The 13028-nt window shown below is 71.6% G+C and carries 10 protein-coding genes; 6 read left to right on the top strand and 4 right to left on the bottom strand.

Annotated elements, in window-relative coordinates:
* The first annotated feature begins 20 nt into the window (after positions 1 to 20).
* Positions 21 to 1793, top strand: coding sequence for a putative Ig domain-containing protein (locus tag ABD466_RS23295; protein WP_344659266.1), 1773 nt, complete (start codon positions 21 to 23; stop codon positions 1791 to 1793).
* 64 nt (positions 1794 to 1857) lie between these two features.
* Here ABD466_RS23295 and ABD466_RS23300 read toward each other — a convergent pair whose 3' ends face one another.
* Positions 1858 to 2808 carry a helix-turn-helix transcriptional regulator gene (locus ABD466_RS23300; protein WP_344659267.1) on the bottom strand — a complete coding sequence of 317 codons (951 nt, stop codon included), beginning with the start codon at positions 2806 to 2808 and terminating at the stop codon, positions 1858 to 1860.
* Between the two features lie 298 nt (positions 2809 to 3106).
* Here ABD466_RS23300 and ABD466_RS23305 point away from each other — a divergent pair, with 298 nt between their 5' ends.
* Positions 3107 to 4477 carry a diacylglycerol/lipid kinase family protein gene (locus ABD466_RS23305; RefSeq protein WP_344659268.1) on the top strand — a complete coding sequence of 457 codons (1371 nt, stop codon included), beginning with the start codon at positions 3107 to 3109 and terminating at the stop codon, positions 4475 to 4477.
* A 122-nt stretch (positions 4478 to 4599) separates the two neighbouring features.
* On the top strand, positions 4600 to 5769 hold the full coding sequence (gene dnaN, locus ABD466_RS23310; RefSeq protein WP_344659269.1) for a DNA polymerase III subunit beta: 1170 nt from the start codon (positions 4600 to 4602) through the stop codon (positions 5767 to 5769).
* On the opposite strand, the gene ABD466_RS23315 is transcribed toward dnaN, so the two are convergent.
* Together ABD466_RS23315 and ABD466_RS23320 are read right to left on the bottom strand one after the other, a co-directional pair.
* Entirely contained in the window at positions 5736 to 7007 is a 1272-nt protein-coding gene (locus ABD466_RS23315; RefSeq protein ID WP_344659270.1) for a Gfo/Idh/MocA family protein, read from the bottom strand. The genes dnaN and ABD466_RS23315 overlap by 34 nt on opposite strands.
* Before the next feature lie 135 nt (positions 7008 to 7142).
* A complete protein-coding gene (locus ABD466_RS23320) occupies positions 7143 to 7583 on the bottom strand; it encodes a YybH family protein (protein ID WP_344659271.1) in 441 nt (146 codons plus the stop codon).
* 264 nt (positions 7584 to 7847) lie between these two features.
* Between ABD466_RS23320 and ABD466_RS23325 the strand changes: the two genes are divergently transcribed.
* Entirely contained in the window at positions 7848 to 9962 is a 2115-nt protein-coding gene (locus ABD466_RS23325) for a PQQ-dependent sugar dehydrogenase (RefSeq protein WP_344659272.1), read from the top strand.
* A gap of 27 nt (positions 9963 to 9989) precedes the next feature.
* Positions 9990 to 11255, top strand: a complete 1266-nt coding sequence (locus ABD466_RS23330) for a BNR-4 repeat-containing protein (RefSeq protein ID WP_344659273.1) — start codon at positions 9990 to 9992, stop codon at positions 11253 to 11255.
* Positions 11256 to 11266: 11 nt separating this feature from the next.
* On the opposite strand, the gene ABD466_RS23335 is transcribed toward ABD466_RS23330, so the two are convergent.
* Entirely contained in the window at positions 11267 to 12259 is a 993-nt protein-coding gene (locus tag ABD466_RS23335; protein ID WP_344659274.1) for an NADP-dependent oxidoreductase, read from the bottom strand.
* Positions 12260 to 12353: 94 nt separating this feature from the next.
* On the opposite strand from ABD466_RS23335, the gene ABD466_RS23340 reads away from it, so the two are divergent.
* The gene (locus tag ABD466_RS23340; RefSeq protein ID WP_344659275.1) at positions 12354 to 12950 is read left to right on the top strand and encodes a TetR/AcrR family transcriptional regulator; all 597 of its coding nucleotides are present in this window, start codon (positions 12354 to 12356) and stop codon (positions 12948 to 12950) included.
* The last annotated feature ends 78 nt before the right edge of the window (positions 12951 to 13028 follow it).

The following is a 13028-nucleotide window of genomic DNA, read 5'->3' on the forward strand; positions in this document are numbered from 1 at the left end:
CCCCCACGACAGGAGTGGCAGTGAGACGAGTAACAGGATCAGGTCTGGCGGTCGCCATGGCCCTCATGGGCTACGCGGTCTCGCCGGGGCCGGCGTCGGCGGCCGGCATGCCGACGCTGGTCGCGGCCGGCTGCGCCACCGCACCCGCGGGGCACGCGCACTGCGATGCCATCCAGTACGCGAACCCCGCCGCGAGCCCGGCGGCGCCCAGCGGCTACGGGCCGGCCGACATCCAGTCGGCTTACAAGCTCGGGTCGAACCCCGGCAGCGGACAGACCGTGGCGATCGTCGACGCCTACGACGACCCGAATGCCGAGGCGGATCTGAAAACCTACCGTTCGCAGTACGGGCTGAGCGCGTGCACCACCGCGAACGGATGCTTCACGAAGGTGGACCAGAACGGCGGGTCGAACTACCCGTCCGGGGACACCGGGTGGGCCACGGAGATCACGCTCGACCTGGACGCGGTCAGTGCGACCTGCCCGGGCTGCAAGATCCTGCTGGTCGAGGCGAACTCCAACGACGACAACGACCTGGCGGCGGCGGTCGACCGGGCGGTGCAGCTCGGCGCGAAGTTCGTGTCCAACAGCTACTCGGACTCCGAGAGCGACTTCACCACCGGGCTGGACACCCACTACAACCACGCCGGCGTGGTCATCACCGCGGCGACCGGCGACAAGGGCACCATGTCCGGGAGCAGCGCGCAGTTCCCGGCGACGTTCCCGACGGTGGTCGCCGTCGGCGGCACCTCGCTGAACAAGGCCTCGAACGCGCGGGGCTGGTCGGAGTCGGCATGGAGCAGCGGCGGCTCCGGCTGCTCCTCGCGCTTCGCCAAGCCTTCCTTCCAGCAGGGTCTGAGCACGTCCTGCTCGAACCGGGCGACCTCGGACGTGTCAGCGGTCGGCGATCCGAACACCGGCATCGCCGTCTACGGCACCTACGGCCTGTCCGGGTGGGCGCAGTACGGCGGCACGTCGCTGTCGACGCCGATCATCACCTCGATCTGGGCGCTGGCCGGCGCCGCCGGGGCGAGCGACGACCCGGTCACCTACCCCTACGGCAACACCGGTTCCTTCAACGACGTGACCTCCGGCAGCAACGGCTCCTGCGGCACGGTGGTCTGCAACGCGGGCACCGGCTGGGACGGCCCGACCGGGCTGGGCACGCCCAACGGCACCGCGGGCTTCGTCAAGGGCGACAACCCGCCGCCCACCGACGACTTCTCGGTCACGCTGAGCCCGACGTCGGGCAGCGTGAACCCGGGACAGTCGGCGACGGCGAGCGTTGCCACCTCCGTGACCGCGGGGTCGGCCGTCACCGTCCAGCTGTCGGCCAGCGGCCTGCCCTCGGGTGCGACCGCGACCTTCGACCCCACCTCGGTCACCGCCGGGAACTCCTCGACAGTGACCCTGGCGACGTCCGCCTCGACCCCGCCGGGTACCTACTCGGTGACCGTCACGGGCACCGCCGGAAGCACCACACACTCGGCGACGTACTCGCTGACCGTGAACGGGTCCGGCGGCGGGGGGACGGTCACCGTGACCAACCCGGGCAACCAGTTCGGCTACGTCGACATATTCGGCTCCACCGTGCAGATGCAGGCCTCGGACAGCAAGGGCCTGCCGCTGACGTTCAGCGCGACCGGCCTGCCGCCGGGCGTGACGATCAGCTCCTCCGGCCAGATCAGCGGCGTGCCGACCGCCGGCGGTTCCTACACGGTCGAGGTCACCGCCGAGGACTCCAGCGGCGGCTCCGGCTCCACCTCGTTCGGCTACCAGGTCTACGGGTTCTGATCCTCGAACCCTGACGATCAGGCCGCGAGCCCCCGGGATCGAGGTCCCGGGGACTCGCCCATGCTCACGCCCACTCCCAGCGCAGGCCGACCACCCCCGGCTGGACGTCGAGCGTGACGACGTGCGCCAGGCCCGTCGTGCCGACCCACACCTCCTGGCTGGTCCGGTCCGGGGCGGTCTCGGTGCGCCGGGTGTAGCTGGAGCAGCGCGCCGGGAACGCCTCGGGCGAGAACTGCACCTGCAGGACGTACTCGCCGACGTGCGCCGGGAAGACGCGGTGGTAGAAGTCGGTGTCGACGCCGGGCCGGGACACCCCGGTGGCCTCCCACTCCACGACCGCGGTCTCGCCGACCCCGAGGACCCGGTCGAGGACCACCTCGCCGACCAGGAACCCGCTGTCCGGATCGGACCGCAGGCGGCCGACCCGGCAGCCGCGCACCGCGCGCACCACCGGCGGCGGACGGCCGTCGGGCTCGTACTGCCGGTACATCACCGGCAGCCGGCTGACCCGGTCCACGTGCGACCGCACGACCAGGCGCGTGGACACGGACAGCTCCTCGCGCGCCGCACCGACCAGGTAGAGGTCGTGGACCGCGAGCCGCACCATCCCGTTGTGGACCGGTGTGCCCACCTCGTCGAGCAGCTCGCCGAGGCCGGGGCTGCCGCCGTAGGCGGCGGTCGGGTCCATCGACCCGACCGGGCGCGCCAGCCACCGCCCGCGCGGCCGTTTCGGGCCGAGCTGCGAGATCAGCCCGTCGGCGGGCAGGTCCAGGATCTTCTCCAGCGCGTGCACCACGCGCAGCGACTCCGGGCGCTCCGGCCGGCTGCGGCCGCGGCGCCAGTAGCTCAGGGTGGCCATCGAGACGTTCGCCCCCTGCCCGACGAGGCGGGTGCGCACCTCGTCCAGCGTCAGGCCGCTGGCTTCGATGGCCAAGTGCAGGACCGCCGAGAAGGGGCCGGTCCGTAGCGCCCGCGCCAGCTCCTGTTCCAGGGTGCGCGATCGGCTCTGTTCCACGGCATTCCAGTATGGGCGCACGTCACGCGGCCGGAAAGACACCGGGCGTGCGACGGTCGCGGCGGCGGCCTGGGCCCACGGGAACCGCAACGTTTTGACGCCGGCGACGACTCCGGCGGCGGAGTGACGGCGACCACGGAGTGGTCCTGATTCAGTCGTCGCGGTAGGGCGGGTAGGCGCCGAGGCGACGACGCCCCGCGCCAGTCGCTCAGATGATCGGCTCGTCCGCGCTCTCCCTCTTCCCGCAGGCAGGGTGTCGCATTTGCGGATTCCGCAGGTCGGAAGCATCGTGGTGGGCATGGGAGCCGCCGCCACGAAGGCCGACGCGAAGGCCGCCACCGAGCACGACCGCCGGGCCCGGACGCTGGCGCAGGCGGCCGTTTTCAGCGCCGTGGCGGCGGTCGTCTTCCTGCTGACCGTGGTCCTGCTCTACCAGGGCGTGTGGTTGCTGCTCACCGGTCTGGCCGCGCTGGTCGTCGCCGGGGTCGGCGCCTGGTGGTTCGTCTCGCGGCGCGGCGTTCCGCGCTGGATCGGCGCGGCGGTCGCGGTCGCCGCGCCGATCACCGTGATCGTCCTCTACACCGGGGACGGGTTCTGGTTCGACTCCGTCATCGTGGTGGCGCTGTGGGCCCTGGCCCTGGCCTGCGGCCGCAGCGCGCTGCGCATCGACGCGGCGCGGCGGGCCGCGGCGCTGGAGTCCGTGCCCGCGCCGCCGCTCCGCCACCCGGTGCTGATCATGAACCCGAAGTCGGGCGGCGGGAAGGTCGGGCGGTTCGGCCTGGTCGAGAAGGCCGGGGCGCTCGGCGCGGAGGTCGTCGTCCTGGACACCTCCCAGCCGCAGGACGTCGAGGGCATCGCCCGCCGCGCGGTCGCCGAGGGCGCGGACCTGCTCGGCGTGGCCGGCGGCGACGGGACGCAGGCGCTGGTGGCCTCGGTCGCGGCCGAGCACGACCTGCCGTTCCTGGTGATCTCGGCGGGCACCCGCAACCACTTCGCGATGGACCTGGGCCTGGACCGCGACGACCCCTCGACGTGTCTGGACGCGCTGCGCGACGGCGAGGAGCTGCGGATCGACCTGGGCGACCTGGCCGGCCGGCCGTTCGTGAACACGGCGTCGTTCGGGGCCTACGCCCAGATCGTGCAGAACCCGGAGTACCGGGACTCGAAGTCCGGGACGATGCTGAACGAGCTGCCGGACCTGCTCACCGGCGACGAGGGCGCCGAGGCCCTGCGGGCCGAGGCGGACGGCGACCGGCTGCCGCGGCCGCAGGTGCTGCTGGTGACCAACAACCCCTACGGCGAGACCGAGACGCTCGGCGGCGGCCGGCGGCCCCGGCTGGACCGGGGCGTGCTCGGGGTCGTGGCCGTGCACGTGGAGGGCTCGATCGACGCCGCGCAGCTGGCCGTGCTGGGCACGTCCTCCCGGTCGGTGACCGTCCGGACGGCGCACGAGGTGCGGGTCGACGCCGAGGCCGGAACGATCCCGGTGGCCGTGGACGGGGAGGCTCTGAACCTGGAGCCGCCGGTGGTGTGCACGATCCGGCCCGGGGTACTGCGGGTGCGGGTGCCGAGGGACCGGCCCGGGGCCGTCCCGGAGCCGGTGAAGGTGGACTGGCGCACCGTCGGAGCGCTGGCCGTCGGCCGGACCGGAACGGATCCGCGACGGTAGCGGGACCACCGCGTCCGGGCGACCCGACCGCGCGCCTCCGCCGGGACTGTGGGTGGGCGTCGGCATGATGGGGCGGCCGGCCCTTATCAGAGTCCTTGGTCGTGTGGTGAACAGGAGCGGTTGTGCGGTTCCAGGTGGAGCGAGACGTCTTTTCCGAAGCGGTGGCCTGGACGGCGCGCTCGCTGCCGAGCCGGCCGGCCGCCCCCGTGCTGGCCGGGCTGCTCTTCGACGCCGCGCAGGGGGCGGTGACCCTGTCCGGCTTCGACTACGAGGTCTCGGCACGCGCCGAGATCGCCGCCGACGTCGCCGCACCCGGCCGCGTCCTGGTCCACGGCCGTCTGCTCGCCGACATCGCCAAGTCGCTGCCGAACAAGCCGGTGGAGCTGGTCACCGAGCGTTCGAAACTGCTGCTGACCTGCGGTTCGTCGCACTTCACCCTGCAGACGCTGCCGGTCGGCGACTACCCGGCGCTGCCGGAGGTGCCCGCCGCCGCGGGCCCCGTCGCGCGCGGATCCGTCGCGGGCTCGGCACTGGCCGCGGCGGTCGCGCAGGTCGCGGTCGCGGCCGGGCGCGACGACACGATCCCGATGCTCACCGGCGTCCGGGTCGAGATCGAGGGCGACCGGCTCACGCTGGTGTCGACCGACCGGTTCCGGCTCGCGTACCGGGAGCTGGAGTGGAAGCCGGAACAGGAGGGCGTGTCGGCGACGGCGCTGATCCCCGCGAAGGTCTTCGCGGACACCGCCCGGGCCCTGACGGGCCGCGACCAGGTCACGATCGCGCTCGCCTCCGGGGACGGGGAGGGCCTGGCCGGCTTCGAGTCCGGCGAGGGCGTGAGCGCGGGCGGCGGGGGGACGCGGCGGATGACGTCGCGGCTGTTGTCCGGCGAGTTCGTGAAGTACCGCGCGTTGTTCCCGGACGAGTACACGATCACCGCGACCGTCGAGGCCGCGCCGTTCCTGGAGGCCGCGAAGCGGGTCTCCCTGGTGGCCGAGCGCACGTCGCCGATCAAGCTCACGTTCACCCGGGGCGAGGTGGCCTTGGAGGCCGGGGCGGGGGACGAGGCCAACTCGTCGGAGTCGCTGGAGGCGGTGCTGGAGGGCGAGGCCGTCAGCGCGTCCTTCAACCCCGCGTTCCTCCTGGACGGCCTGCGTGCGGTGGGCACCACGTACGCGCAGCTCTCGTTCACGGTGCCGGGGAAGCCCACGGTGCTCATGGCCCGCGAGTCGCTGGACGTGCCGGCTTCGGACGACTTCCGTTACTTGATGCTGCCGTTGAAGGGGCGGGGTTGAAGCTGGTCGAGCTCCACCACGGTCCCGCTTTTCCGAGCCTGTTCGGCGGCCCACACCACGCGGTGCGACGCCAGGGACGACGCGGCGTCGGTGAAGACGTGCGAGCGGTCGCCGGTGCGGACCGCTTCCAGGAACGCGGCCACCAGCGCCGAGTCGCCGCCGCCGTGGTCGCCGGCCGACGCCGACCCCCGGCCGGTGTCGATCACCTCGTCGGTGTCGGTGAGGAAATCGGTGACCCGGATCCGGACCCCGTCCCCGTCGATCATGCCCCGCGTGCCGAAGATCCTGGTCTTGCGGTGCTCGAGGCGGGTGAACGCGCTCATGGTGAAGGAGACCGTCGCGCCGCCGGCGAACTCCAGGTCGACGACCTGGTGGTCGACGACGTCGTTGTCGCCGTTGTAGACGCAGCGTCCGTAGGGGCCGTCGCGCAGTGCCGTGATGACACCGGTCTCGGTGTGGTCGTCGGTCAGGACGGTGACCGGCCAGGCGTGGGGCTGTGTGGCCAGGAAGTTCAGGTAGATCCGGCGGGCGGAGTAAGGACACGTGGACTCCACCGCGCAATCCAGGCAGCGCTCGGCGGCCAGCGCGGGCTTGTTCTCCGGGCGGAAGTGCAGAAGGGAGCCGAAGGAGGAGACCCGGGTCGGCCGGCGGCCCATGATGTGCATGAGCCAGTCGATGTCGTGGCACGACTTGGCCAGCAGCATGGGCGAGGACTCCGCTTCGGTGGCCCAGTTGCCGCGGACGTAGGAGTGGGCCTGATGCCACCAGCCCACTGATTCCAGGTGCTGGATCGAGGCGATGTCGCCGATCCGGCCGGAGTCGAGCACGTCCTTGAGGGCACGGGTGTAGGCGGTGTAGCGCAGCACGTGGCAGACGGTGAGCAGGATGCCGGCCCGCTCGGCCGCCTCGGCGATGCGGCGGCTGGCCGCCTCGGTCGGCGCCATCGGCTTCTCCAGCAGGATGTGGTAGCCGAGGCCGGCGAAGGCGACGGCGGGGTCCGCGTGCATCGCGTCCTGGGTGGCGATCACGACCGCGTCGGCGAGGCGGCCGGCGCGGGCCAGGTCCTCCCAGCCCGCGAAGGCGTTCTCGGCGGGGACGCCGAACTCGGCGGCGAACGCGGCGCGGGCCTCGGCCCGCGGCTCGGCGACGGCGGTGATCCGGGCTCCGGAGGCGGTGGCGTGGCGGGCGTAGTCCCGGCCGCGGCCGCCGGCTCCGGCGATGGCAAGGGTGACTGTCATGCCTTGGAGGATGCCCGGCGGTTCGGCCGGTACAAAGTGGTTTCCCTTTCAGTGCCTGTGATGGGCCGGTCAAGGTCCGGTGACGACCTGTGCCGCTCCGGATCGTGGGGCCGAGTCGGCCGGAGCAGCCGCCTGTCAGGGCTGGAGGTCGGCCACCCCCTTGCCGCTCACCACGTCGAACGGGACCGATGCCTGGTCGTGGACGATCGTCCAGGCGCCGTCCCTCTTCTGCAGGCAGATCGTGGCGCGCACCCACATGCCCTCGGTCTTCGTCCCGTTCGCCAGGGTGCCGTGGAGGCGGCCGAAGCAACGGCCGAAGGCCACCTCGTCGCCCACGGTCAGGATCAGGTCGCGGACTTCGTAGTCCACCTCCTGGAAGACCGTGAAGACCCGCGTCCAGTTCGCCAGCTTCGCGTCCACTCCCACGTGCTGGAGCGGCGGCTCGACGTCGAAGGACACGACGTCCTCGGCATACAGGGGGCGCAGGGCTTCGATGTCCCTGGCCCGGATCCCTTCCGCGATCCTGCCGATGTGCTCCTCGATCGCGATCTCGTCCCGCTCATGCTGCGTCGTCATGGTCCGTCCTCTCCGTTCGGGCCGGGTGACCGGCTCTCGTGACTAGGACGAGACAGGCCGCACGTTCGTCACTCGCTCGCCAGACCTCAGATGAATGATCGCCGCCGAGGCCCCGTTACAGGGATTTTCATCGATTTTGCCATGAGTAAAGGTTCTTAACATTGCTGATCGATCGGATGTCAGCTTGACTCAGAGCCATGAAGCAGTCGCCGGACACGATCCCCGTGCTCGACCATCTCGACCTCGGCTGACAGGAGCGTACGCATGCGGAATGGAATGCAGCGCATCAGAGCCTTGATCATCACGGTGTGCGCCGTGGCGCTGGCGGTGGCCGGCGTGGCGACCATCGGTGCGGGGACGGCTTCGGCGGCGGACCCCCTGCTCTCCCTTCACAAGGCGGCGACCGCGTCCTCATCGGGAGGCTGCTGCGGCGCGTCCTTCGTCGACGACGGCGACTCGGCGACCCGCTGGGCCAGCGCCCCGAACGCCGACCCGCAGTGGATCTACGTCGACCTCGGCGCGACGGCGCACGTCAGCCGGGTCCGGCTGCAGTGGGACCTGTCCTGCGCGACCGCCTACGAGATCGACGTCTCGGCCGACCACAAGACCTGGAGCAAGATCTACGCCACCAGCGCCGGGAAGGGCGGCGTCGAGGACCTGACCGCCCTCGACGGCACCGGCCGCTTCGTGCGGATGTACGGCACCGAACGGTGCCGCGCCGACGCCACGCACGGCTACTCGCTCCAGGAGTTCGGCGTCTACGGCACGACCGGGACGGACACCACGCCGCCCAGCGCGCCCGGCACCCCGACGCTGGTCTCCGACACCTCGAACAGCGTCACCGTCGCCTGGACCGCGTCCACCGACGACGTCGGCGTCAGCGGCTACGACGTCTACCACGACGGCCAGCTCTGCGCCCAGGTGAGCGGCAGCACCCTGACTGCCACTTGCGGTTCGCTCAGCCCGAACGTCGCGTACGGCTTCTACGTCAACGCGCGCGACGCGGCCGGCAACGTGAGCCAGCCGTCCGGCACGCTGTCCGTCACCACGCCGCCGTCGAACGACACGACGCCGCCCACCGTGCCCGGCAGCGTGCACGCCACCGGGGTCACCAGCAGCGGCGTCACGCTGGCGTGGACCGCGTCCACCGACGACGTCGGCGTGGCCGGGTACCGCGTCTACAACGTGGTGAACGGGACCCGCACCAAGGTCGGCTCGGCGGACGGCACCGCCACCGGCACGCAGGTCGACGGCCTGAGCCCGAACACGGCGTACCACTTCCAGGTCACCGCCTACGACGGCAACGCCAACGAGAGCGCGGGGAGCACGCCGGTCCTGGACGTCACCACCTCGCCGGCGAGCGACTGCGCACCCTCCCAGGGCGTCTGCACCGCCACCCGGGTCGGCACCGACGACGACGTGGTCTGGGGCCTGGTGACGCTGCCGGACGGGACGATCCTGTTCAACGAGCGGGACGCGCACGACATCGTGCACCTGAACCCGAAGACCGGGACGAAGAAAAGCATCGGCACGGTGCCGAACGTGCAGAGCACCGACGGCGAGGGCGGACTGACCGGGCTGGAGATCAACCCGGCGAGCTTCGGCTCGGACCACTGGCTCTACATCATGCACACCTCGCCGAGCGACAACCGGATCGTCCGGATCAAGTACGACCCGACCGCCGACACGCTGCAGACCGGCACCGAGCAGGTGCTGCTGACCGGCATCCAGCGGAACAAGTACCACAACGGCGGCCGGCTGCGGTTCAGCCCGGACGGCGAGTACCTGTTCGCGGGCACCGGCGACGCGCAGAACGGCGCGAACGCGCAGAACACCAGCAGCCTCAACGGGAAGGTGCTGCGGATCGACCCCGACGGCACGATCCCGGCGGACAACCCGTTCCACAACGCGGTCTGGAGCTACGGGCACCGGAACGTGCAGGGGCTGGCATTCGACTCCCAGGGCCGCCTGTGGGAGCAGGAGTTCGGCAACAGCGTCATGGACGAGACCAACCTGATCACCAAGGGCGGCGACTACGGCTGGCCTTCGTGCGAGGGGACCTCGGGGACCTGCGGCACCGGCGGGTTCATCGCGCCGAAGCACACCTACCCGGTGGCCGAGGGGTCGTGCAGCGGGATCACCGTCATCCGCGGCTTCCTGTACGTGGCCTGCCAGCGCGGGACGCGGCTGTACCGGGAGCGGATCAGCGGGAGCAGCCTGACCGACGTGCAGGAGTTCTTCAACGGCACGTACGGACGCCTGCGGACCGTGGAGCCGGCGCCGGACGGCGGCATGTGGATGGCGACGTCCAACGGCGGCGACAAGGACGGCACGCCGCACAACAGCGACAACCAGATCCTCCATGTGACAGTGTCCTGATTCTCAGCCCAAGAAGGAGGCAGCACCATGCGGAGGAGAGCCATCCCGATCGGCGGCCTGGCCGCCGCGCTCATCGTCGGAGGGCTCTCCTCCGCCGCCCTCGCCGGTCCGCCGGCGGCTCCGAAGTTCGGCGTCGTGACAGCCGCGTCCGGTGTCACCGGGACCGACGACCGGCGGCCGGTCGGCGGCGGGGTGTACGACGCGACGGCGAACACCACGTTCGTCTCGTGGTCCGGCGCGAACGTCGACAACTACGTCCAGGCGTACAACGGAACGTGGTCCAAACCGGTGAAGGTCGGGGACGGCGACGGCGACCCGCACAACTATCCGACGATGGTCCAGGCCGACGACGGCCACCTGCTGGTGTTCCGCGGCCTGCACAACACCCAGTTGATGGAGTCCAGCTCCCCGAACGCGCACAGCGTCAGCGGGACGTGGAACGACCGGCAGATCCCCGAGGGCGCGGCGGCGACGTACCCGATGCCGGTGAAGGCCGACAACGGCGACGTCTACGTGTTCTACCGCCAAACCGACGAAGCCGTGATCTCCGGCGCCCCGGTCGACGAACGGCCGATGGAGTACGTCCTCTCCACCGACGACGGCAAGACCTGGACCAGTTCCAAGACCCTCACCGGCCAGCCCTACATCCTCGGCTCCACCACCCGCTCCGACGACATGAACGAGGTCTACATCGGCCAGATCCGCCACGAGGAGAACCCCGAGCGCTTCAGCTTCGTGTGGACCCTCGCCGGCGGCGGCCCCGGCACCCACGAACACGACCGCTACCACAAGGACGTGTACTACGCGTACTTCACCCCCTCGGACCGCCACTTCCACAACGCCGCCGGCACCGACCTCGGCCCGGCCCTGACCAACCGCGACTACCCCTCCTGCCTGGTCCTCGACACCGGCGCCCCGACCAGCAAGAACCCCGGCTACTTCAGCCTGACCGGCACCTACGCCGACGGCACCCCGGTCGTCGTCTACACCCTCGCCGACGGCAACCACGCCGCCCACTGGACCGGCACCGCCTGGCACAACGTCAAACTCGGCGGCGACCACTTCCTCGACATGGAACCGGCCGACGCGACGCACTTCCGCGTGTTCGCGAACTCGGGCTCGACGATGGTGACGTATCTGCTGTCGGAGACGCCGGCGTGGTCGCAGGAGACGTCGTTCAGTGCGCCGGGGAGCGTGGCGCACGGGGTGATGATCGGGGGGTACCGGGATCCGATGCGGGTTCTGTTGACGGGTGGGGACAAGGGTGGGGTGTATGTAGCGGGGGTGCATTAGGGGCGGCGAGCTCAGCCCACTGTGACGACCAGCTTCCCCGTCGTGTGCTCCCGCGCGAAGTCCACGCACGCCTGCGCGCCTTCCTCCAACCGGTACCGCCGCCCGATCACCGCCCGCAGTTCCCCCCGCGCGGCCACCTCGCCCACTTCCCGCATGCCGCCGAGTTCGGCGTCCATGTCGAACACGAGGTGCAGGGTGACGTCGTCGCGGCCCACGGTTTCCGGGGTCGGCGCCGGGAACGTGATTCCGAGCAGGCGGCCGCCGGGGCGGAGGGTGGCGGCGACGGCGGCGAGGCGGTCGCCCGGCAGGACCGCGTTGATCGCCACGTCGACGTCTGCGGGGTACTCGGACTCCTGGTAGCCGATGACCTCCGTCGCGCCCAGCTCCCGCATCAGAGCGGCGTCGGCGGGGGTCGCCGTGGCGATGACGTGCGCGCCGGCTGCCGCCAGCAACGGGAGCAGGACCGTGCCCACTCCGCCGGTCGCGCCGACCAGCAGCACCCTCTCCCCCGGTTTCACCGCGGCCGTCGCCATGATCGCCCGCGCGGTCACCCCCGTGGTCGCCAAGGCGGCCGCGTCTTCGGCCGACAGTCCCCCGGGCCGGTGCGCGATCATCGGGGTGTCCGCCTCGACCACCGCGTACTCCGCCAACGACCCCGTCCCCACCGAAGGTCGCTTCCCCGCCAGTCCGCGCAGCACTCTCGGCACGGCCACTCCGAACACCTCGTCGCCGACCCGGTAGGCCGTCACCCCCGAGCCGACTTGCGTGACCGTCCCCGCGAAGTCGTTGCCCGGGACGTGCGGGAACGTCAGAGGCACCGCGTCCCCGAACTCGCCGCTCGGCAGGCGCACGTCCGCCGGGTTCACCGCCGCGGCGGCGATCCGCACTTGTATCTGCCCCGGGCCCGGCTTCGGCACAGGCACGCCGTCGGCCACCGTGTACTCCTCCGGAGGCCCATAGCCATCGGCGACCACGGCACGCATCGAATCCACGTTGTCGTCCACTACCCCTCCAGAAACGGACCGGGCGGTCATATTCCACCCCGGGTCGGAGGCTAGCGATAAGCGGACCGGGCGGTCAACTTGTTAGGCTGCGGCTGTGACCCCGCCCCGACCGTTGCGCGCCGACGCCGCCCGGAACCGCGCGCTGCTGCTCGCGGCGGCCGCCGACGAGTTCGCCGAGCACGGGGTGGAGGCGTCGGTGGCGGACATAGCGCGCCGTGCCGGGGTCGGGAAGGGCACCGTGTTCCGCCACTTCCCGACCAAGGACGACCTGATCGCGGCCATCGTGCTGGACCGGGTGGAGGCTCTCGGAAGGCTCGGTGAGCGGCTGCTTTCGGCGAAGGACCCGGGTGCCGCGCTGCTGGAGTTCCTCACGGAGGCCGCGCATCAGCGGCAGCAGCGGGACCTGTCGTTCCTGCAGGAGTCCGGCGACGCGCTGCCCGCGGTGGTCGAGGCGCGGACCCGGATGTTCGCGACCATCCACGCGCTGGTCGACCGGGCCCGCGAGCACGGCGCGCTGCGGGACGACGTCACCGGGACCGACGTCATCCTGCTGATGTGCGCGCCGAACCACGTGACCGGCTACGTCCCGGACGCCTCGCCGGACCTGTGGCAGCGCTATCTGGCGATCATCTTCGACGGCCTGCGCCCGGAGGGCGCCCACGCGCTGCCCCAGCCCCCGCCCGCGCTCTGATCCCGGCCGGCCGGCGGCCGGCGGACCGGTCCACCGACCGATCCACCGACCGGTCCACCGACCGATCCGCCGACCCGC

The sequence above is a fragment of the Catenulispora subtropica genome, assembly GCF_039531675.1.
Lineage (GTDB): Bacteria > Actinomycetota > Actinomycetes > Streptomycetales > Catenulisporaceae > Catenulispora > Catenulispora subtropica.